The organism is Robiginitalea sp. SC105, assembly GCF_014243345.1.
In the GTDB taxonomy this organism is placed as follows: domain Bacteria; phylum Bacteroidota; class Bacteroidia; order Flavobacteriales; family Flavobacteriaceae; genus Robiginitalea.
The window spans coordinates 1468266-1488749 of record NZ_JACLZF010000002.1 but is presented as its reverse complement, the minus strand read 5'-3'; the positions used below and the strand labels follow the sequence as shown (position 1 = coordinate 1488749).

General features: G+C 56.0%; 24 protein-coding genes. 15 read left to right on the top strand and 9 right to left on the bottom strand.

Annotation, left to right across the window (positions count from 1 at the left end; all coding sequences use genetic code 11):
- Positions 1 to 64: 64 nt before the first annotated feature.
- The 4 genes from dapF (at position 65) to H7F20_RS15700 (ending at position 3191) form a co-directional block, all read left to right on the top strand.
- A complete protein-coding gene (dapF, locus tag H7F20_RS15715; RefSeq protein WP_185787189.1) occupies positions 65 to 838 on the top strand; it encodes a diaminopimelate epimerase in 774 nt (257 codons plus the stop codon).
- Positions 835 to 1365 (top strand): GNAT family N-acetyltransferase, encoded by a 531-nt coding sequence (locus H7F20_RS15710; RefSeq protein ID WP_185787111.1) that lies wholly within the window; start codon positions 835 to 837, stop codon positions 1363 to 1365. The genes dapF and H7F20_RS15710 overlap by 4 nt, the downstream gene beginning before the upstream one ends.
- Complete coding sequence (gene mltG, locus H7F20_RS15705) at positions 1355 to 2398, top strand: endolytic transglycosylase MltG (RefSeq protein ID WP_185787110.1); 1044 nt, start codon at positions 1355 to 1357, stop codon at positions 2396 to 2398. The genes H7F20_RS15710 and mltG overlap by 11 nt, the downstream gene beginning before the upstream one ends.
- Before the next feature lie 187 nt (positions 2399 to 2585).
- Positions 2586 to 3191: a hypothetical protein gene (locus H7F20_RS15700; protein WP_255444129.1), complete on the top strand. Its 606-nt coding sequence runs from the start codon at positions 2586 to 2588 to the stop codon at positions 3189 to 3191.
- A gap of 72 nt (positions 3192 to 3263) precedes the next feature.
- Here the strand turns inward: H7F20_RS15700 and H7F20_RS15695 are convergent, their stop codons facing one another.
- The 3 genes from H7F20_RS15695 to dnaA are packed head-to-tail and all read right to left on the bottom strand — an operon-like array spanning position 3264 to position 5880.
- The gene (locus H7F20_RS15695; RefSeq protein ID WP_185787108.1) at positions 3264 to 3989 is read right to left on the bottom strand and encodes an SAM-dependent methyltransferase; all 726 of its coding nucleotides are present in this window, start codon (positions 3987 to 3989) and stop codon (positions 3264 to 3266) included.
- 5 nt (positions 3990 to 3994) lie between these two features.
- Positions 3995 to 4450: a low molecular weight protein-tyrosine-phosphatase gene (locus H7F20_RS15690; protein ID WP_185787107.1), complete on the bottom strand. Its 456-nt coding sequence runs from the start codon at positions 4448 to 4450 to the stop codon at positions 3995 to 3997.
- 5 nt (positions 4451 to 4455) lie between these two features.
- The gene (gene dnaA, locus H7F20_RS15685) at positions 4456 to 5880 is read right to left on the bottom strand and encodes a chromosomal replication initiator protein DnaA (protein WP_185787106.1); all 1425 of its coding nucleotides are present in this window, start codon (positions 5878 to 5880) and stop codon (positions 4456 to 4458) included.
- Between the two features lie 202 nt (positions 5881 to 6082).
- Here dnaA and H7F20_RS15680 point away from each other — a divergent pair, with 202 nt between their 5' ends.
- Positions 6083 to 6478 (top strand): thioesterase family protein, encoded by a 396-nt coding sequence (locus tag H7F20_RS15680; protein WP_185787105.1) that lies wholly within the window; start codon positions 6083 to 6085, stop codon positions 6476 to 6478.
- 13 nt (positions 6479 to 6491) lie between these two features.
- Here H7F20_RS15680 and H7F20_RS15675 read toward each other — a convergent pair whose 3' ends face one another.
- The 4 genes from H7F20_RS15675 to ribD are packed head-to-tail and all read right to left on the bottom strand — an operon-like array spanning position 6492 to position 9637.
- Entirely contained in the window at positions 6492 to 7106 is a 615-nt protein-coding gene (locus H7F20_RS15675; protein ID WP_185787104.1) for a YigZ family protein, read from the bottom strand.
- Between the two features lie 3 nt (positions 7107 to 7109).
- Positions 7110 to 7970, bottom strand: coding sequence for a DMT family transporter (locus H7F20_RS15670; protein ID WP_185787103.1), 861 nt, complete (start codon positions 7968 to 7970; stop codon positions 7110 to 7112).
- 1 nt (position 7971) lies between these two features.
- Entirely contained in the window at positions 7972 to 8574 is a 603-nt protein-coding gene (locus tag H7F20_RS15665) for an HAD family phosphatase (RefSeq protein WP_185787102.1), read from the bottom strand.
- Positions 8567 to 9637: a bifunctional diaminohydroxyphosphoribosylaminopyrimidine deaminase/5-amino-6-(5-phosphoribosylamino)uracil reductase RibD gene (gene ribD / locus H7F20_RS15660; protein WP_221898788.1), complete on the bottom strand. Its 1071-nt coding sequence runs from the start codon at positions 9635 to 9637 to the stop codon at positions 8567 to 8569. Before ribD ends, H7F20_RS15665 begins: the two co-directional genes overlap by 8 nt.
- A 5-nt stretch (positions 9638 to 9642) precedes the next feature.
- Between ribD and H7F20_RS15655 the strand changes: the two genes are divergently transcribed.
- The 6 genes from H7F20_RS15655 (at position 9643) to H7F20_RS15630 (ending at position 15933) form a co-directional block, all read left to right on the top strand.
- Positions 9643 to 10134 (top strand): GNAT family N-acetyltransferase, encoded by a 492-nt coding sequence (locus H7F20_RS15655; RefSeq protein ID WP_185787101.1) that lies wholly within the window; start codon positions 9643 to 9645, stop codon positions 10132 to 10134.
- Between the two features lie 4 nt (positions 10135 to 10138).
- Positions 10139 to 11002: a peptide chain release factor N(5)-glutamine methyltransferase gene (gene prmC / locus H7F20_RS15650; protein ID WP_185787100.1), complete on the top strand. Its 864-nt coding sequence runs from the start codon at positions 10139 to 10141 to the stop codon at positions 11000 to 11002.
- Positions 10999 to 13002, top strand: a complete 2004-nt coding sequence (ligA, locus tag H7F20_RS15645) for an NAD-dependent DNA ligase LigA (RefSeq protein ID WP_185787099.1) — start codon at positions 10999 to 11001, stop codon at positions 13000 to 13002. Before prmC ends, ligA begins: the two co-directional genes overlap by 4 nt.
- A gap of 49 nt (positions 13003 to 13051) precedes the next feature.
- Positions 13052 to 13354 carry a hypothetical protein gene (locus H7F20_RS15640; RefSeq protein WP_185787098.1) on the top strand — a complete coding sequence of 101 codons (303 nt, stop codon included), beginning with the start codon at positions 13052 to 13054 and terminating at the stop codon, positions 13352 to 13354.
- Positions 13355 to 13523: 169 nt separating this feature from the next.
- Positions 13524 to 15122, top strand: coding sequence for a solute:sodium symporter family transporter (locus tag H7F20_RS15635; RefSeq protein WP_185787097.1), 1599 nt, complete (start codon positions 13524 to 13526; stop codon positions 15120 to 15122).
- A gap of 1 nt (position 15123) precedes the next feature.
- A complete protein-coding gene (locus H7F20_RS15630) occupies positions 15124 to 15933 on the top strand; it encodes an inositol oxygenase (protein WP_255444127.1) in 810 nt (269 codons plus the stop codon).
- A gap of 105 nt (positions 15934 to 16038) precedes the next feature.
- On the opposite strand, the gene H7F20_RS15625 is transcribed toward H7F20_RS15630, so the two are convergent.
- Together H7F20_RS15625 and H7F20_RS15620 are read right to left on the bottom strand one after the other, a co-directional pair.
- The gene (locus H7F20_RS15625) at positions 16039 to 16950 is read right to left on the bottom strand and encodes a bifunctional UDP-sugar hydrolase/5'-nucleotidase (protein ID WP_185787095.1); all 912 of its coding nucleotides are present in this window, start codon (positions 16948 to 16950) and stop codon (positions 16039 to 16041) included.
- On the bottom strand, positions 16947 to 17705 hold the full coding sequence (locus H7F20_RS15620) for a 5'-nucleotidase C-terminal domain-containing protein (RefSeq protein ID WP_255444126.1): 759 nt from the start codon (positions 17703 to 17705) through the stop codon (positions 16947 to 16949). The genes H7F20_RS15625 and H7F20_RS15620 overlap by 4 nt, the downstream gene beginning before the upstream one ends.
- Positions 17706 to 17826: 121 nt before the next feature.
- On the opposite strand from H7F20_RS15620, the gene H7F20_RS15615 reads away from it, so the two are divergent.
- From H7F20_RS15615 to H7F20_RS15600, 4 genes are all read left to right on the top strand, one after another.
- Positions 17827 to 18318: a hypothetical protein gene (locus H7F20_RS15615; protein ID WP_370588520.1), complete on the top strand. Its 492-nt coding sequence runs from the start codon at positions 17827 to 17829 to the stop codon at positions 18316 to 18318.
- Positions 18315 to 19208, top strand: a complete 894-nt coding sequence (dapA, locus tag H7F20_RS15610) for a 4-hydroxy-tetrahydrodipicolinate synthase (RefSeq protein ID WP_185787093.1) — start codon at positions 18315 to 18317, stop codon at positions 19206 to 19208. Before H7F20_RS15615 ends, dapA begins: the two co-directional genes overlap by 4 nt.
- A 101-nt stretch (positions 19209 to 19309) precedes the next feature.
- Positions 19310 to 20152 carry an outer membrane protein assembly factor BamD gene (locus tag H7F20_RS15605; RefSeq protein ID WP_185787092.1) on the top strand — a complete coding sequence of 281 codons (843 nt, stop codon included), beginning with the start codon at positions 19310 to 19312 and terminating at the stop codon, positions 20150 to 20152.
- A 2-nt stretch (positions 20153 to 20154) separates the two neighbouring features.
- Positions 20155 to 20484: a DNA-directed RNA polymerase subunit omega gene (locus tag H7F20_RS15600; protein WP_255444125.1), complete on the top strand. Its 330-nt coding sequence runs from the start codon at positions 20155 to 20157 to the stop codon at positions 20482 to 20484.

The following is a 20484-nucleotide window of genomic DNA, read 5'->3' as shown; positions in this document are numbered from 1 at the left end:
TAACGACATTTTAACGGGCCGGAGGCCCTGATTTAAACGTATATTTGTGCCCGAAACGCATGCGATGGACCTGAATTTTTATAAATACCAGGCAACCGGAAATGACTTTATCCTGGTCGATAACCGGGACGGGAAGTTTCCCGTGGACGACGCGGATCGGATTTCCGGATTGTGCCACCGGCGCTTCGGGATCGGGGCCGACGGGCTCATCCTCCTGGAGGATACCCCGGCAGCGGATTTCCGGATGGTCTACTTCAACGCAGACGGAAAACCCGGGAGCATGTGCGGCAACGGCGGACGCTGCATTACGGCCTTTGCCCGCTACCTCGGTATCATCAAAGACTCCTGTGAGTTCTTCGCCTCCGACGGCCGACACATCGCAAAGCTTAATGGTGATAAGGTCTCCCTGCGGATGGGGGATGTTTCGGAAATAAAGAAAAAGCCGAAGTACTGCTTCCTGGATACAGGGTCTCCCCACCATGTACAGGTCGTAAAAAACCTCGAAAACTTCGAAGTGGACCGGGAAGGCCGGCGCCTCCGGTTCGGGCTATACGGCGAAGGGGGCAGCAACATCAATTTTGTGGAACCGGACGGGCCAGGGGAATTCTTTGTCCGGACCTACGAGCGGGGGGTAGAGGCGGAGACCTATTCCTGCGGGACCGGGGTAACGGCAGTGGCCCTGGCCATGGAACATACCGGTCGTTCTAAGGGGGGTACGACACGGATCCGCACCCGTGGAGGCTCCCTGGAAGTAACCTTCTCCAAAGGGGAGAATGGATATACGGATATTTGGTTAACGGGACCTGCCAAACAGGTTTTTAAAGGGGTGCTGTCGTGAAGCTGCAAGGGGAGAATATTCGTTTGCGGGCGCTGGAGCCGGAAGACCTGGAATTCCTCTATGTCCTCGAAAACGACCCGGAGGTCTGGGAGATCAGCGGGACACTGACCCCTTATTCGCGCAAGGTGCTCCGGCAGTACCTCGATGGTGCCCACCGGGATATTTACGAAGCCAAACAACTCCGCCTGGCTATTTGCCGGCAGGACCACCGCTGCATCGGACTAATCGACCTGTTCGATTTTGACCCGAAACACCAGCGGGCGGGACTCGGGATCGTGATCTCCGATGCCGGGGCGCGGAACCGGGGTTATGGAGGGGAGGCCATCCGCCTGGTTTGTGAATACGCTTTCAGGGTATTGGGGCTGCACCAGGTATACGCCGGGGTGGGAGCGGGGAACCCTGCGAGCCTGCAGGTGTTCAAAAAAGCCGGGTTCCTGGAATCCGGGGTCCGCAAGGACTGGATCCGGACGGCGGGCGGTTTCCAGGACGAAATATTCCTCCAAAATATCAATCCGGATGTATCGTAGACGAATCCTCCTTATCGTATTACTGGGCGGCCTGGTTGTGGCTGGATATTTTGCGTTTATGGTCTACCGGGCGCTCTTTACGCCGAATACCGCCTTTGAAAACGAGGTGGCCTACCTGTATATCCCGACGGATGCTTCCTACCAGGAGGTACGCGCACAGCTGGACCCGCTGCTGGCGGACCCGGAAACCTTTGATGCGGTTGCCCGCCAGAAAAAATACCCCGGAAATATCCGCCCGGGAAAATATCCCGTCCGAAAAGGGATGAACAACAATGAAATTGTCAATTCGCTACGATCCGCCAATACCCCGGTGCGCGTATCCTTCAACAACCAGGAAACCCCGGCCTCCCTGGCGGGGCGCATAGCGGACCAGATCGAAGCCGACAGCGCCGGGCTCCTCGCCGCTTTTACGGACCCGTCCTTTCTCGGGGCCCATGGCTGGACCCAGGACCAGGCCCTCCTGCCGTATATACCGAACAGTTATGAGTTTTTCTGGAATACCGGGGCAGAGGAATTCAGGCAGCGGATGCTGCAGGAATACGAGCGATTCTGGAGTGCGGAACGGCTTGCCAAAGCCAGGGAAATTGGGCTGGAACCAGAAGAGGTTATCGCCCTGGCATCCATCGTCCACAAGGAAACGGCCAAACCGGAGGAGCGGCCCCGGGTTGCCGGTCTCTACCTCAACCGGCTCCGTCAGGGTATGGCCCTGCAGGCGGACCCCACGGTGATCTATGCCATCAAGAAGACCAGCGGCAACTTCGATACGATTATCAAGAGGGTATTGTACCGGGACCTGGAACTGGATTCCCCCTACAACACCTACAAATACGGCGGTGTGCCCCCGGGGCCAATTTTCATGCCGGATATTTCCGCCATCGACGCTGTCCTCAACCCGGAGTCCCATGAATATCTCTACATGGTGGCCGACACCGAGAACTTTGGCTACCACCAGTTTGCGAAAACTCTTGCACAACACAACCGAAATAAAGAGCAGTACATCCGCTGGATCAATTCGATGAATATCCGCCGGTAGGTCATTCCCCGATCTTTTTAAACGTTTTAACCAGTTTTTGGCTCATTTTATGAAAATCTTGGGTTGTGGCTGGGGTGCCGGGCGTATCTTTGCCTAGAGAAATTTAAGCAGGAACCCATGCTGGTTCCGGAAGTCTTAAGAAAGCACTAGTATGAAAAGATGGATTGGTTTCATTAGTCCTCTTGTCATGATCTTTGTTTTAGCGAGTTTTGATGCGGATTCAGCCAGTGAGGACGTCCGCGTACCGGAATCCCTGGTGGTGACCGAATCAGAACCGTTCAGCTACCCGGAACAGGAAGTATCGATTCCGGCCCTATACCCTCGAATCCCCTATGCAGGCACCAGTTTTATAGGCTTCAGGGAGGCGCTTGCCTTTAAGGAGTCCGGAGGGGATTACTTCACCACCAACACCCTTGGCTATCTAGGAAAGTATCAGTTCGGCATCGGCACCCTGCAGCTCATGGGGGTATACAATGCCACCAAATTCCTGGAAACGCCGGAATTGCAGGAGAAGGCCTTTGCCACCAACCTCGCCCGCAACAAGTGGATCCTTCGCAGGGATATCCCCAGGTTTGTCGGAAAACGGATCAATGGGGTGGAGGTAACCGAATCGGGGATCCTCGCCGCCGCGCACCTTGCAGGAGCAGGAAACGTCAAGAAATACCTGCGGAGCTGGGGATCCATGGATGTCGTGGATGCCTATGGCACCAGCATCACCTACTACCTCCGCAAATTCAAGGGCTACGATATGTCGGAAATCCTGGCCGAACAGAACCCCAAGGTCCTTTTCTGAGCCCATTCAAAAGAGTTTGGCGCGCTGCATAGCGCAAATTTCCTTCTCCAGGATAGGGTGTTCAGGGTGTGACTATGCCGCGTGGATACCGAAAATTGCCGGCCTTTTGTTGAGTTCAGGCAAATGCCCTTTCCAGTCTGCGACCCGGCACGTCTTCACGAATTCGCTGCCCAGGGTCAGATCGGCGGCAATGCATAACCGCGTGTCCCCGCGGAGGGTCCTGAGCAAGTCTTCCACAAGTTTTTCATTCCGGTAGGGGGTTTCCATGAAAAACTGGGACTGCCCCAGCTCTGCCGACCTTTTTTCAAGGGCCTTCAGGGCCCGGCGCCTTTCTGCCGGATCTATAGGCAAATACCCGTTAAACGAAAAGTTCTGGCCATTCAGGCCGCTGGCCATCAACGCCAGCAGGATGGAGGAAGGCCCCACCAGGGGAACTACCTGAATCCCCTTGTCGTGGGCCAGGGATACAATTTCAGACCCCGGGTCGGCAATGGCCGGGCACCCGGCCTCGGAGAGGAGCCCCATGGGGACCCCCTGCAGGCAGGGTTCCAGGTACTGCGGGATGGCGGCCGGTTCCGTGTATTTGTTGAGCGGATAAATTTTGAGGGAATCCTGGGATTTACGGGGGGTGATTTTTTTGATAAACCTCCGGGCTGACCGTTCGTTCTCCACGATAAAATGGCTCAGCTGTTCCACCGTTTGTTTCACGGTCAGCGGCAACACCACCAGGGGCTCGTTATCGCCCAGCAGGGTGGGGATAAGGTAGAGTTTTCCGTATGGTGTTTGGTCCGTTTCCAATTTGGTCAGGTAAGGTATTCCCTAAGGATGTGATCACAGGCGGTATCGATCATCCGGTAGACTTTTTCAAATCCGTCCTTCCCGCCGTAATAAGGGTCGGGAACTTCCCGTTTTCCCTGTCCTCCCGCCTGGAGCAACAGGCTCACTTTTGCCAGATCCCGATCGTCCCGCGCCAGATTGCGGATGTTTGCCAGGTTTTCAAGGTCCATGGCAAATATATGGTCAAAATAGTCAAAATCGTCAACCGTAAAGCGCCGGCAGCGCTGTCCGCTGATGTCGATCCCATGGCGGGCCGCAACTTCCACGGACCGCGGATCAGGGGGGTTGCCCACGTGATAACCGGCGGTGCCGGCGGAATCTACCTTAAAATGTGTGGGGGATGCCTTGGACGCGAAGATCCCTTCGGCCAGGGGGGACCGGCAGATATTGCCCAGGCAGACCATCAGTATCCGGGCCGGCATGGCGGTCAGGAGAATTTCTTGGTGAGGTCTTCGATGTATTTGCGGAACTGCTTATCGGTTTCCGCCAGGTTATCGACCGTTTTGCAGGCGTGCAATACGGTGGCGTGGTCACGTTTTCCAATTTGGGAACCGATACTGGCCAGGGAAGCCTTGGTGAATTTCTTGGCAAAGAACATGGCAAGTTGCCGGGCCTGTACAATATGGCGCTTCCGTGTTTTGGACTGCAGCGTGGCAACATCCATCTCAAAGTAATCCGAAACGACCTTCTGTATATAATCGATGGACACTTCCCGTTTGGTGTTCTTGACAAACTTCTCGACGACTTGCTGGGCCAGGTCAAGGGTCACTTCCTTCTTGTTAAAGGAAGACTGGGCAATCAGGGAGATGATGGCGCCTTCCAGTTCCCGGATGTTCGTTTTGATGTGCTTGGCGACGTAATCCACGATTTCCTCGGGCATTTCCACCCCGTCCCGGTATAATTTGTTCTTCAGGATACATACCCGGGTTTCATAGTCGGGACTCTGCAATTCCGCAGATAAGCCCCATTTGAACCGGGACAGCAAACGCTGCTCGATGTCCTGCATGTCTACCGGTGCCTTGTCCGAGGTAAGGATAACCTGTTTGCCGTTCTGATGCAGGTGGTTGAAAATATGGAAAAAGACATCCTGCGTACCGGATTTACCGGAAAGGAACTGCACGTCATCGATGATCAGCACATCGATCAGCTGATAGAAATGGATGAAATCGTTCCGGGTATTTTTTTTGACGGACTCGATGTATTGCTGGGTAAATTTTTCGGCCGAGATGTAGAGTACGGTCCGCTCCGGGTATTTATCCTTGATTTCGACCCCTATGGCATGTGCCAGGTGGGTTTTTCCCAGACCCACCCCCCCGAAAACGAGCAACGGGTTGAACGAGGTCCCCCCCGGTTTGTTGGCAACCGCCATGCCCGCAGACCGCGCAAGCCGGTTGGAATCTCCTTCCAGGAAATTCTCAAAGTTGTAGCTCGGGTTCAGCTGGGACTCGATTTTGATATTCCGGATACCTGGAATCACGAAGGGATTCTTCAATTCCGGGTTCTTGGATTTTATCGGCACGTCCATCTCCTGGGGCGTCATTTGTCCTCTGTTGGCGCTGGGTATTTTTTCGGTGAATGGCTCCCGGTTCCCATAGGTATTCTCCATTCGGATCACATAGACCAGTTTGGCGCCCTCCCCCAGTTCCCGGGTCAGGGCTACCTTAAGCAGTTTGACGTAGTGCTCCTCGAGCCATTCGTAGAAAAATTTACTGGGTACCTGGATGCTCAGGGCCTTCTCGGAGAGCTTGACCGGCTTGATCGGAACAAACCAGGTTTTGAATGCCTGCGGTTGGATGTTGTCTTCTATGAAAGCCAAACAATTCTTCCATACGGAATTCGCAGTAACACTCATTGTTAAGGTTGTCTTAAGCCGGTTAGATGCTGGTTAGTTGGTACGAAAAAGGACAGCGTTCCTGCCCTTCAAGAATGAGACAAATATGTGAACAAAAAACCTAAAAAAAAAATGGCATGTGCCTTGAATTTAATGTTTTTTTTTCGCAAGTTCTCACCCCTTCAGGCACCCTTTTAAATATATAATTTTTCACCGGACTTTTATGCAGGAACACCAGATTTCTTTCCGCGTCCGATATGGCGAAACCGATCAGATGGGAATCGTCTATCACGGGAATTACCCGCAATATATGGAAATGGGACGGGTTGAGTGGCTGAGGTCCCTAGGAATTTCTTACAAGGACATGGAAAAAAACGGCTGTATGTTGCCGGTAATTTCCCTAGCGGTCAAATATAAAAAACCGGCCGTTTATGACGATCTCATTACGGTGGTAACCAGACTGAAAAATATACCTACCGTTCGTATCCATTTTGAGTACGAAATCCGTTCCGAAAAGGGGGAAATTCTGGCCCTTGCCGAGACCGAATTGGCCTTCCTCGATACCGCTACCCGAAAACCTATCCGTTGTCCGGCCTACCTGATGGAAAAACTCGTCTGACCTGCCCTTTTGTTTAACCTTTGTCATTGATGGTCACCCCGGGAACCGGACCAAAGGCATTCCGCACCCTTTCCGTCTCTTCCACGGGGACCTCCAGGTCGATCCGGCAACTGAGGGCCATTTCCCTGCGGACTACGTTGAACCGGTTCTGGTCAATGATGCGGAGCACGGCATCCAGATCTGCATAGGTAAAACCGAGGCTGAGGACCGCTTTCGGTATCCTGGTGACAATCCGCCCGTGCTCCAGACACCTCCTGGCAGCATCCCGGTACGCCTGGATCAGGCCGCCAACCCCCAGCTTGGTGCCCCCATAGTACCGGATAACGCAAACCAATACATCCATGAGATCAAAGGATTCTATCTGCCCAAAAATAGGTGCACCGGCCGAATGGGAGGGTTCCCCGTCGTCATTCATGCGGATTTCGGGCAGGTCGGACCCGATCCGGTAGGCATAGCAGATGTGCGTGGCATCCGGGAATTCCTGCCACAAGGCGGCAACCTGTTCGCGGGCCTGTTCCGTACTGTCCACCGGATAGGCAACCCCCAGGAACTTGCTCTTCCGCTCCCTGAATTCCACGGGCCCTGAAGGCGCTGTCAGTGTCCGGAACGTTTTTCCCCCGCTTTCCATGGGTTACAAACTGATGATCGCGATGCTTACCACGGCCAGGATGACTCCCAGCCAGTTCCGGGCAGCGAGTTTCTCTTCAAAAAGGGCAATGCCGAGCAGGGTTGTGAGCAGTACGATCCCCACATTGTTCAGGGTAAAAATGGATGCGCTGTTCAGTCCCGGGAACTGCAGCGCCCTGAGAAGGAAGAACACCGAAAAAAAATTGGGGATGCCCAGCGCCACTCCACCCAGGAGGTTCTTCGGGCGCCAGGCAAAGAGCGCCTGCGGGGTCCGGAACAACGTGATCACCGCACCTGTGGTCCCTGCTGCGCCAAAAACACAGGCCGAAAACAGGGGGTATTCCGAATCGGGGATATGGTTTTCCTCCAGGTATTTAATGCTGGTATCGATGATCCCTGACCCCAGGAACACCAGGCCAGGCAGGTAGAGAAGGCGCGGGTTCCAGGACACCCGGTGCGCCTTTACAGAAGCCAGGTAAACGGCGACCAGCGCCAGGGCAATGCCGAAAACCCGGAATGCACCAAGTTTTTCGCCGTACAAAACCATCCCGGCAATTACCGGGATTACCAGGGACATTTTAGTGGCCACCGATGCGACGGAAACACCCAGCTGCTGGGACGTCCGCGCCATCAGGTTGAAAATCAGAATAAACAGCAGCCCGAGGGATACCGCCGGAAGGAACCAGGGCTTCGCCGGCAGCTGGGCGAGGGGTACGCTCCTCGGGAAAAACAGTATGCCCACCAAAAATGCGGTAAAGTAATTTCCGATGATGGCATAAAAGGTTGCCACCCGGAAGCGGCTGTACAACTTAAAAACCACAAAGATCAGGCTGGAGGACGCTACACTGCCTATCAGATCCCACATATCAGATGCGATTAAGGAGTTCCCTTACATCCTCTTTGCCCGGCTGCAGGTGCCAGGTGGCAATCCCCGTAGAGGCAGCCCCCAGGGTATGTTCCAGGGTGTCATCGATAAACAGGGTTTCGGTGGGCTGCAGCCTGTTTTCCCGAAGGACATATTCAAATATTTCTGGGTCCGGTTTCCGCAGGCCCAGTTCGTAGGAGAGGTAAAAGCCTTCGAAACAGGCTTTGAGCCTATTGTACCCCGCCGGGCCGAGTTCCCGGGCGACAAATTCCATATGGAGCGCATTTGTATTGCTCAGCAGGAACATCCGGTAGCGATTCGAATCCCTGAGTTGTTCCAGGAACTCCAGGCGCCCTTCTGGCAACGGCCCGATCAGGGAATTCCAGTGCCGGGTGATGGTTTCCCGGTCTGTATTGCCAAACAATTGCGACAGGCGTAACAGAAAAGTGTCGGTATCGATCTGCCCGGTTTCATATTCCCGGCTGGCCGCCCGCAAGGCGGGATGCTCAGGGGAAATCCCGTAGGCGCTGATCGCCCCGTAAATGGCCTTCCAGTTCAGGTCGATGACGACATCCCCGAAATCGAATATCAGATTTTTAACCATTTCTCCAGATGTCGAGCCGGTCCCCGCCGGATTTGGTCGATTCCATGAGTCTCCCGGTTATTTGAGGCGCCCGCAGGCCATCTCCGAGCGGTGCCGGACCAGTAAATACCCGGGCTTCGTCCCAGAGGCCTTCGTCCAGGAAGGAATTCAGGGTATGGGCCCCTCCCTCGACGATCAGGCTCAGTACCCCCCGGTTGAAGAGTTCCTTGCTCAACCTTCCGAGGAACCTGTCCCCGGGTGCAATCACCAGGTATTCCACTGCAGGAACCGGATCTGCCGAAGGGGCTTCATTCACTACCCTTAGAGTAGGCACCTTCCCATCCAGCAGGTGGGAGGCAGGAGGTGTTTTTTTTCCCGGATCCAGCAGGATCCGAAGCGGGTTCTGGCCTGCCCATGAGCGGCTGGTGAGCCGTGGGTTGTCGGCTGCGGCAGTCCGCCAACCCACCAGGATGGCAGCTTCCTGGGTACGCCATTTGTGGACCAGCTGGCGGGATTCCCGCCCGGTGATCCAATGGGGGGAGGGGGATGCCGCCCGGACAGCCGGGACCGGGGCGAGGAATCCATCCGGGCTCTGGGCCCATTTGAGGATCAGGTAGGGGCGTTTTTTTTCATGGAAAGTGAGGAACCGCCGGTGGTGTTCCCGGCAGGCCGCCTCCCCGGGGCCGAGAATTACTTCGCAGCCGGCCTCCCGCAAACGGGCGATGCCCTTTCCACCGACTTTGTCATGCGGGTCAGGTATGCCCACCACTACCCTGGGGATGCCGGATTCGAGAATGAGGTCGGTGCAGGGTGGTGTTTTCCCATGGTGGCAACAGGGCTCAAGGGTAACATAGAGGGTCGAATCCCGGAGCTGGCCGGGGTCCCGGACACTGCGGATGGCGTTGACCTCCGCATGTGGTCCGCCGAAAGGGCTCGTATAACCCGCCCCGATGACCCGGCCATGGTACACGATCAGGGCCCCGACCATTGGGTTCGGGGCAGCCCGGCCCAGGGCGTTTTTCGCAATCTGGATACAACGCAAAATGTATTTTTCCTGTATCTTCACCCGACAAAAATAGCACATTGGAAATGAATAAAGAGGCCCTGCAAATACGGAGGATACAGCCGGGTGACGATGCCCAGCTGGCGGCCCTTATCCGGGAGGTGCTCCCGGGTACCGGAGCCCCCTGTGAGGGTACCGCCCTGGCCGATCCGTCTCTGGACCGGATGTTCCTGACCTACCAGCGACCCGACAGCGCTTTCTGGGTGGTCGCGGACCAGGAACAGGTCTGGGGAGGCGGGGGGATTGCGCCACTGCAGGGAGGGGATGCCGGGACCTGCGAGTTGCAGAAGATGTACTTCCGGGAGGAATTGCGCGGCATGGGTTACGGAAGGGCCCTGTTGAAACTGGCGCTGGAGACGGCCCGGGAATTGGGCTATACCTCCTGTTACCTGGAAACCATGCCCTATATGGAAGCCGCCCTTGCCCTCTACCGGAGTTATGGGTTTGCGGACCTGGAACGCCCCGTGGGGTGTACCGGGCATACGGCCTGCCAGGTATGGATGCGCAAAACCCTCTGAGTCCATGCTGCTCCGCGACATACGCGACCTCTTCAGGAAGGAGCTCGAACCCCGGTATCCGGTGGAGGAAATCGACGCCCTGTTCTACCGGTTGCTCGACCATTACCTGCAGATCCCCCGGTTTATCCTTGGCCTGGAACCCCGGAAACAACTCACCCAGGAGGAAGAACAGCCGTTGTTCCATGCACTTTCCGAGCTGGTTGGGGGAAAACCCCTGCAGTACATTACCGGAACGGTTTCCTTTATGGGTATGGACCTGTCGGTGGACCCCGGCGTGCTCATCCCCCGTCCTGAAACGGAAGAACTGGTCCGGTGGATCCTGGAACGGCATGCAGGAGACCTGGATGGCGGCAGGGTGCTGGATATCGGGACCGGCAGCGGCTGTATTGCCCTGGGGCTGGCCAGAAACCTCCCCGGCACCTCGGTTACCGGTATCGATATTTCGGCGGAGGCACTCAAAACCGCCGGGGAGAATGTGGAGCGACTCGGGCTGCAGGTAGCCTTTCGCAGGGAGAATATACTGGCACCCAAAGGTGATTGGCCCCTTTACGACCTGATGGTATCCAACCCGCCCTACATTCCCCGGAGCCATGCCGCAGGCTTGCATGCACATGTCCGCGACCAGGAACCCCATGAGGCCTTGTTTGCCCCGGATGCCGACCCCCTGATCTTCTATCGCCGGATCGCAGCATTCGGCCAAAGGTATTTAACGGCAGGGGGCTGGTTGTATGTGGAAATTCACGAAGCATTCGGGCAGGAAACGGAAACTCTCTTCTGCAAGGCGGGCTATGAAGCCGTTTTATTGAAAAAGGATATTTTTGGCAAGGACCGGTTTATCTGCGGTCGCAAACCCATACCGAAACCATGAGTGAGGCAGAAAAGCGAATACGGGACCTCCGGGAGGAACTCCGGGACCACAATTACCGGTATTATGTGCTGGACCAGCCCGTGATCAGCGATTACGAGTTCGACATGAAACTGAAGCAGCTCCAGCAGCTCGAGCGGGAGTACCCGGAATTTTACGACCCGACCTCGCCAACGCTCAGGGTGGGCGGGGAGGTAACCAAGAATTTTGAAACCGTTGCCCACGACTTCCCGATGTATTCCCTGGATAACTCCTACTCTGTGGACGAACTGCGGGATTGGGAAAAACGGATCCAGCGGTTGCTCGGGGATGTCCCCGTTGCCTTTACCTGCGAGCTGAAATACGATGGGGCCTCCATCAGCCTGACCTACCAGGACGGGATCCTGGCCCGGGCGGTAACCCGGGGCGACGGCACCCACGGAGATGACGTGACAGCCAATGTGAAAACCATCCGTTCCGTTCCGCTCCGGCTGCAGGGGGATTATCCGGACCGGTTTGATATCCGCGGGGAAATCATCCTGCCCCTCGAAGGTTTTGCCCGGATGAACCGGGAACGGATCGAGAATGGGGATGACCCTTATATGAACCCCCGGAATACGGCTTCGGGCAGCCTGAAGCTGCAGGACAGCAGCCTGGTGGCCGAACGGCCGCTGGATTGCCTGCTCTATGGAATGGTGGGGAAGGGCCTGGGGGCCGAAACCCATTTTGAATTGCTTGCCAGGGCCCGTAAAATGGGGTTCAAGGTGCCGGAAACCGCACGTCTCTGCCAGAATATCGACCAGGTGCTGGAATTCCTGGAATACTGGGACACCCATCGCCTGGACCTGCCCTATGAAACGGACGGGGTGGTGGTGAAGGTGAACAGCCTGCAACAGCAGGAGGAACTTGGGTACACGGCCAAATCCCCCCGATGGGCCATGGCCTACAAGTTCAAATCGGAACAGGCCGTCACCAGGCTGAACAAGATAACTTACCAGGTCGGGCGGACCGGGGCCATCACCCCGGTTGCCAACCTGGAGCCTGTATTGCTGGCAGGGACCACCGTCAAACGGGCTTCCCTCCACAATGCCGACCAGATTGCCAAGCTGGACGTGCGGAAGGGGGATATGGTCTTTGTGGAAAAGGGAGGGGAAATCATCCCGAAAATTACCGGGGTGGACTTCACCCAGCGGCCCGGGGACAGCGAGCCTACCCGGTATATCGATGCCTGCCCCGAATGCGGGACGCCCCTGGTTCGCAAACCCGGAGAGGCCCAGCATTTCTGCCCGAACGATACGGGTTGCCCGCCCCAGATCACCGGGAGGATCCAGCATTTCATATCCCGGAAGGCCATGGATATCGAAGGTCTGGGCAGCGAAACGGTTGAACTGCTGTTCCAGCAGGGCCTGATCGGGAATTACGCCGACCTCTACACGCTGACCCGGGAAGACCTGCTTCCCCTGGAGCGAATGGCCGAAAAGTCGGCATCCAACCTGGTGGCCGGGGTGGCTGCCTCCCGGGAAGTCCCTTTCGAAAGGGTCCTTTTTGCGCTGGGGATCCGTTATGTGGGGGAGACGGTGGCCAAAAAACTGGCCAGGGCCTACAAAAACATCGATGCGCTGATGGCAGCCGGCAAGGAGCAGCTTCAGGAAGTGGACGAGATCGGGGAGCGAATAGCCGAAAGCGTGACCGATTTTTTCGCCAACCCGGTAAACCGCGAACTGGTGGAGCGTTTACGGGGTTACGGTTTGCAGTTCTCCCTGAGCGAGGAGCAACTCGAAGGACAAACGGACCTTTTCAAAGGGAAGACGTTCGTAGTATCCGGGGTGTTTGAAAGCCTTGGCCGAAACGAGCTGAAAAAACTGATAGAGGATAACGGCGGTAAGGTAACCTCCTCCGTATCCGCCAAGACCACGTATCTGGTAGCCGGCGACAACATGGGGCCGAGCAAACGCGAAAAAGCGGAAAAAAACGGGGTGGCGATTATTTCTGAAACGACGTTTTTAAACCTGTTGGGGAAATGACCCGTAACCCTAGGCGAACAAAAAGGCAATAATCCCTAAAAATCACCGCATGCACCTTCCTGAAAACCATGAAAACTTTGTGGCAACATTTGAACTGGACGCACCTGATCCGGGCTGGCCGGAAGGACTCAAGGCGCTTTGGCACGAAGGGCGTGGAGACTGGCAGGCTTCCCACGATATCGCAGAGGGGCTGGAAACCCCACTGGGTTACTGGATCCACGCCTACCTGCACCGCAGGGAAGGGGACCAGTGGAATGCGGGCTACTGGTACAAGCGCGCCGGCCGGCCTTTTCCCGAAAAGTCCCTGGAAATCGAATTCCGTGAAATCGTCGACCATGTCCTCGAGGGCTGAGGCCGGGCCACCCGGCAGAAAATGACCAGCCTGCGGAACCACGGGTTTGAGCCGATGACGAGCTGGTTTAGCGGGTAGGCCCGCAGGCTTTAAGAGCGGCTCACCCGGCGATACCGCGCTCCTCCATACCGGTTCCCGGCGTTCCCGCCAAATCCTTAAATTAGCCCAGATGACGCTGCTGAGCTTTTTGCTGTTTACGGGTTTTGTGGCCTTCTTTGCCACCTGGCGCCTGCGCAAGGACACCCTGAACACCCAGGATGGTTATTTCCTGGGGGGGCGGTCCCTGACCGGGGTGGTCATTGCGGGATCCCTGCTGCTGACCAATATATCCACTGAACACCTGGTGGGGATGAACGGTTCCTCCTATAAGAACGGGGCCATCATCATCGCCTGGGAGGTTACCTCCGCCCTAGCGCTGGTGGCAGCGGCCCTCTATTTTGTGCCCCGTTACCTGAAAATGGGGCTGACCACCATCCCGGAATTCCTGGAAAAGCGCTTCGACGGACTGACGCGCACCCTGGTGGCCCTGCTCCTGATCCTCTCCTTTGTGGCAACCCTGTTGCCCATCGTGTTATATACCGGGGCACTGAACCTGGAAGCCCTGTTCGATTTGTCTTCCCTTATGGGGGTGAGCCGGGAACAGGGGGTATGGATCAGTATCCTCGCCGTGGGCGGGCTGGGGGCCGCCTATGCCGTTTTCGGGGGGCTGAAAATGGTTGCCTATACGGATACCATCAACGGTTTCGGCCTGCTGGTAGCGGGCCTGCTGGTGCCCATCCTGGCCCTGGTGAGTATTGGCGGGGGCGACCCGGTTGCGGGCCTGGAGGCCGTTTTTGAGCACGCCCCTTCCAAATTCAACGTCATCAGCGACGAGCCGGGTTTCGGGCCGGGTTCCCGATCGGCCATCCTGCCCTTTGAGGTCCTTTTCACGGGGTTGATTATCAACCAGCTGTATTTCTGGACCATGCACCAGTCCATCGTGCAGCGGGCCCTGGGGGCCGTCAGCCTGAAAGAAGCCCAGAAAGGGTTGTTGTTTACCGGGCTCTTGAAAATACTGATCCCCATCGTGATTGTCCTGCCGGGTTTGATCGGCTTCTATTATTTCGGGGAGACATTCTTTGACCAGCCGGACCGGGTATACCCCGAACTCGTGAAGAAAGTATTGCCCCCCTGGCTGACCGGGTTCTTTGTGGCGGTAATGATGGGGGCCGTCCTCACAACATTCAACAGTGCGCTCAACAGTGCGGCTACCTTGTTCAGCCTCGGGATCTACAAGCGGTACTTCAACCGGCAGGCCCCCGAAAAGCGCCTGGTAAGGATGGGCAGGATGACCTCCGCCCTGCTTGCGGTATTTGCCATTGGGATCGCGCCTTATGTGGGGGATGCACCTGAAGGCCTCTACCAGCTCCTGCAGCAGCTCAACGGCATCTTCTTTATCCCCATAGCCAGCGTGATCCTGGCGGGTTTCCTGTTGCCGCGCGTTTCGGCGGCCGGGGCCAAGGCCGGACTCGGCTTCGGCCTGTTGTTTTATATCCTGGTGTATTTTGTCTTCGAGGCCGACCTGCACTTTGTACACATCTGGGGGATTGAGTTTGTCCTGAACATGGGGGTGATGCTCCTGGTATCCGCTTACAGGAAACCCCGGCACACCTTCGTCATGGCCGACGCGGGGAAGGTATCCCTGGCACCCTGGAAGTACGCGCGCCCGTTCAGCATCTTCCTGGTAACATTTACCATTATTTTGTACCTTTTGCTTGGAAATGTCTGAGATGGAAAAAGTATTTAGAAATTACGATGCAGCGGATGTCAAGGCGGCCGTTAGGGAGCATTACCGGAAAATGCGCGCCAACCAAACCTACGAATATGTGGGGCGGATGCAGCGCAAGTACCTGACTTACGACAAGCCCCTGGGGCTCTGGGAGGCCATGGCATCCCTGGACGACCTGATAGATGTCAGCGATCCGGACCTGGACCTGCCCAACGTCCAGCACCTGATCCAGAGCGCGGAAGCGATCCGGGAGGATGGCCGCCCCGACTGGATGCAGCTCGTGGGGCTGATCCACGACCTCGGAAAGGTCCTTTACCTTTGGGGGAGCGATGCTGACGGGACCAGCCAGGACGAGCAGTGGGGGATGGTAGGGGATGTCTTTGCTGTGGGGTGCGCCCTGCCCGACACCTGCGTCTACCCGGAATTCAACCGGCTGAACCCGGATATGGAAAACCCGGAATACAACACGGAAACGGGAATCTACAGCGAAGAGTGCGGCCTGGATGCCCTTATGCTGGCCTGGGGCCATGACGAATACCTCTTTCAGGTACTTTCCAACCACGCGACAAACCGGATTCCCGAAGCCGGGATGGTGATGATCCGGTACCACTCCTTTTACCCCTGGCATACCGGGGGCAGCTATAGCCGGTTGCTGGCACCCCGAGACCAGCAGTACCTGGAATGGATCCGCGATTTCAACAAATACGACCTCTATACCAAGAGCACCAAAACCTATTCCCTGGAGGAGATCCGGGAGCACTATGAGCCCATTGCCGAAAAGTACCTGGGCAGCGGCCCGATCTATTTTTAATTTCCGTCTGCAAAACCGGGTGAAATGCCCTTTTTAGGTGGATGCGGGCAGTGGATACAGGCAAGGGGAATCCAAAATAAAATAGAAAGTTGTGCCCGGAACGCGCTAAACGGAAATCGAAACGCCGGAGCCCTCTTTGGCGCCGCCAGGCTCCAGGAAGAAGTCGACGCGCCCTAGGTTGATCCCAAAGCACCCCACCTGGTTGATGAGTACCTTGCCACCCGCCCGGTTGGTAAGGGCCTGGGCAGTTTCCATAAAGGTGTGCGTATGCCCGCCGATTATCAGGTCGATCCCCTCGGTCCTGCGCGCCAGGACCACATCGCTGACCCGGGTTGGGTCTTCATACCGGTAGCCCAGGTGCGACAGGCACACCACCAGGTTGCATGCCGCTTCCTCCCGCAGGATTCGCGCCGTGTCCAGCGCCTGTTCCACCGGGTCCAGGTACCTGGTTTCCCCGTACAGGTCGGGCAGGACCAGGCCTTCCAGTTCAATCCCAAGCCCGAAGATACCCACGCGGATCCCATCCACCTCATGGATCATATACGGGTCGACATAACCGTGGAGGTCCGTATTCCTGAAATCATAGTTGGCCGAAACAAACCGGAAGTCCGCATAGGGCAGCTGGGCCATCAGGCCCCCAATCCCGTTGTCGAAATCGTGGTTGCCCAGGGTGGCCGCCTGGTAGTTCATCCGGCTCATCAGCCGGAATTCCAGCTCGCCCCCGTAAAAGTTGAAATACGGGGTGCCCTGGAAGATATCCCCGGCATCCAGCAAGAGGGTATTGGGGTTTTCCTCCCGGATGGATGCGATCAGGCCGGCCCGCCTGGCCGCACCTCCCAGGTTTGGGAATGCCGCATGGTTTGGGGGGAAAGGGTCGATATGGCTGTGGACGTCGTTGGTATGGAGGATGGTAATTTGTTTGCGTCCGAATGAGCTACAGGACGCCAGGTTCAATCCCGCCAGCCCCAGCGCAGCACCCGCCGAGGCGCCGGTTTTCAGGAAATTTCTTCGTTTCATCTTTCGGGCATTTGAAAAAAGCGGTCATCCGCCGAGGACCGCAACGTGTCGATTCGCCGGAAATAGTCCACCATGGCATTGCGGATCTTATACCGCGTATCTTCCGGGGTTCCGCCATGCCGGAAAAAAGCCATGTCGTCCCCGCCTTCGTACAGGTAGTTGGAGGTGGCGATATAATAGGTCCGTTCCTCGTCAAAAGGTTGCCCGCCAATATTCACCGACGCCAGGGAGCCGTCAGGGGCAAGGACGATTTCCAGACCCGCTATGGGATGGGGCTTGCGATTGGCGGTGAGGAAGGAAATCAACTCGCGGACTGGTGCGCCCTGCATGGGGACGATAAAGATGGTGTTTTCAAAGGGCATTACCTCGTAAGCGGTCCGCTGGCTTACCGGCCCGCGGGAGATGATGTTCCGGATGCCTCCCGCATTGAGCACCACGGCATCCACAGGGGGATTGCCCTGCAGCACGCGCAGGGAATCGGTTTGTTCCAGGACCAGGTCGGCAAGGAGGTTCCCGAGGCTTGAGGTAAGGGTGCCATCGTTTTTGCGCAGCGTCTCCGGGGCATATGCCAGGGGCGCATTCAGCTCGGCTTCCAGGTGGTCCCGATAGGGGGCGATAAAGAGGTCGAGGGAATCGTCGACGGACAGACTGCTGTCTATAACGGTCTGAGAAGCACGAATTCCCGAAAGGTGTACGGGTCCCTGCCGGCAGGAAGCCAGCAGGCTAATTGTTACAATTAAAACAAATTGTTTCATTTTTAAACAGACGGGACCCCGTAACTTTGCGCTGTGCAAGCGGGTATATTCCCTACCTTTGCGGAAAGCGTAAAGGTACATGTTTAAAGGTCTCAAAGACAAATTTAAATACAAATCCGGCGTGAAATACCTCCGGCAGGAATTGTCCCGTTCGCGGCCGGCCCCGAAGCGCAAATCCGGGGTCAACGCCATAGCTGTGATCGTGGATCTCGACCAGTTCGACAAGGCGGAGGTGTTTTTTGAATTGATTGACGCTTTTGGACTGCGGCCGAATGCAATCAAGGTGATTGGATACAGGCGGTATTACGACAAGAATTCCCCTTATGCCACCCCGGTGTTTTCGGACAAGGACCTTGGGTGGAACGGTGAAATTGAAAACAGCTATGCCCTGGAATTCCTGAGCCGTGAATACGACATCCTGATCAATTATTTCAAGGAAGAGAACCTGTTGATGCAATTGATGAGTGTGAGGACGCAGGCGCGGATGCGCATCGGATTTGCGGAACTGGACCCGGCTTATAACGATTTGATTTTTGACTGTGACCTGGCGGATTTCGGTTTGTTCAGGAAGGAAACGAAAAAATATCTGGAAGTATTGAACGAATTGGTATGATTAGCGAACTGAAAGGAACCGGCGTGGCTTTGGTGACCCCATTCCGTGAAGATCTCAGCCTCGATGTACCGGCACTCCGGAAACTGGTCCGGCACGTTACCGGAGGGGGCTGTGATTACCTGGTCGTGCTGGGGACCACGGCCGAATCCGTTACGCTATCCCCCCTTGAGAAGGAAGAAATCCTCCGGGTAGTGGCAGAGGAGAATGCCGGCCGGCTCCCACTGGTGGCCGGGATTGGAGGGAATAATACGCTGGCCGTAGCCCGGGAGATGCATACGTCCAACCTAGAGGGCTATGACGCCATCCTTTCCGTTTCCCCTTATTACAACAGGCCCACCCAGGAGGGTATTTACCAGCATTTTAAATTCCTGGCAGCCCAAACCCCCCTGCCACTTATCCTCTATAATGTGCCAGCCCGGACAGGAAGCAATATGCTGCCTGCCACGGTTGCCCGTCTGGCTCGTGATTGTGATAGGATAGCAGGTATCAAGGAAGCCTGTGGGGAGGAGGCGCAAATTCGTGAGCTCCTCCAGGTGGTGCCGGGTGATTTCCTGGTGATCTCAGGGGATGACCTTACCGCCGTGCCCACCGTTAACTGGGGTGGGGCGGGAGTGATATCCGTACTGGGCCAGGCCCTTCCCGAGGTATTTTCCGGGATGATCCGTCAGGCGCTGGAGGGAAACGCCCAACAGGCGACGGGCCTGTCGGAAAGCTTGCGGCCCCTGGTGGAACTGATTTTCCGGGAAGGCAACCCCGCCGGGGTGAAAGCCTTGCTGGCGCAGCACGGTATATGCGAACCCCATGTCCGCCTGCCACTGGTGCCGGCCAGTGCGGAATTGGTCCGGGACCTCGGGGCCTTCATGAAGACCTTCAGGCGGGAGCAGGTGTGAGGCGTTAAAATTTGCCTAAATCCAACAGGCCCTGCAAACCAGGGCAATTTATGCTGTAATTTTCGGTTTTCTATGTCGTGGAAAATCGCTAATTTTGCCAAATGTTTTTGAAAACCAGAAGTTTCGGAATTCTTTTGCTGGCCGGGCTGTTGCTGGTCTCCTGCAGCGAGTACCAGAAAGTGCTGAAGGACCCGGACATCAACCGGAAGTACGAAATGGCAGAGCGCCTGTACCAGGAGGGTTCCTTTAAAAAGGCCAACCGCCTGCTGGAACAGATCGCCCCCCAGTTTGTGGGGAAACCCCAGGGCGAAAGGGTCATGTTTTTCTTGGCGGACAGCTACTACAAAAAAAAGGATTACAACTTTGCGGGTTACCAGTTCGAACGTTTCCTGAAATCCTACCCGAAGAGCGACAAGGCACCGGAGGCGGCCTTCCTCGGGGCAAAGAGCTATTACATGCTTTCGCCCAAATACTCCCTGGACCAGACGGATACTGACAAGGCGCTTAGTAAGCTGCAGGTTTTCATTAACAGCTACCCGGAATCGGAATTCATGGAAGAGGCGAATGCCATGGCCCAGGAGCTGACCCGGAAGAAGCAGAAAAAGGCCTTTGAAATTGCCAAGCAGTTTGTAAAACTGGGCAAATACTATACCCTGGATTACAATATCTCGGCCATCGCCACCCTCGATAATTTCATCTCCGACCACCCGGGCTCCATTTACCGGGAAGAAGCCTTCTTCCTCAAGTTGCGGGCGGCATCTACCCTGGCAAAGAACAGTACGTTTTCCAAGAAGAAAGAGCGTCTGGACAATGCGGTATCGGCCTATAACGCATTTATGCGCTATTATTCCGACAGCCAGTACGCCGAGGATGCGCGGGAACTGTACGAGGACCTGCAGGAGGAAATTACCGACATACAAGAGTTAGAAACTTTATCCAAATGAATATGAACGACCTTAAAAATTCTCAGGCCCCGGTTACTACCGTCACCATCAACCGGAATGAGTTTGACGATAAAACCGACAATATCTACGAAGCGATTTCCATCGTGGCCAAACGAGCCATCCAGATCAATTCCGAGATCAAAAAGGAATTACTCGAAAAACTGGAAGAGTTTGCCACCTACAGCGACAGCCTCGAAGAGGTATTCGAAAACAAGGAGCAAATAGAGGTTTCCAAGTTTTACGAAAAGCTTCCCAAGCCGCATGCACTCGCTATCGAGGAGTGGCTGGAAGACAAGATCTACTACCGGAACACGGCGAAAGACGAGGAGTAG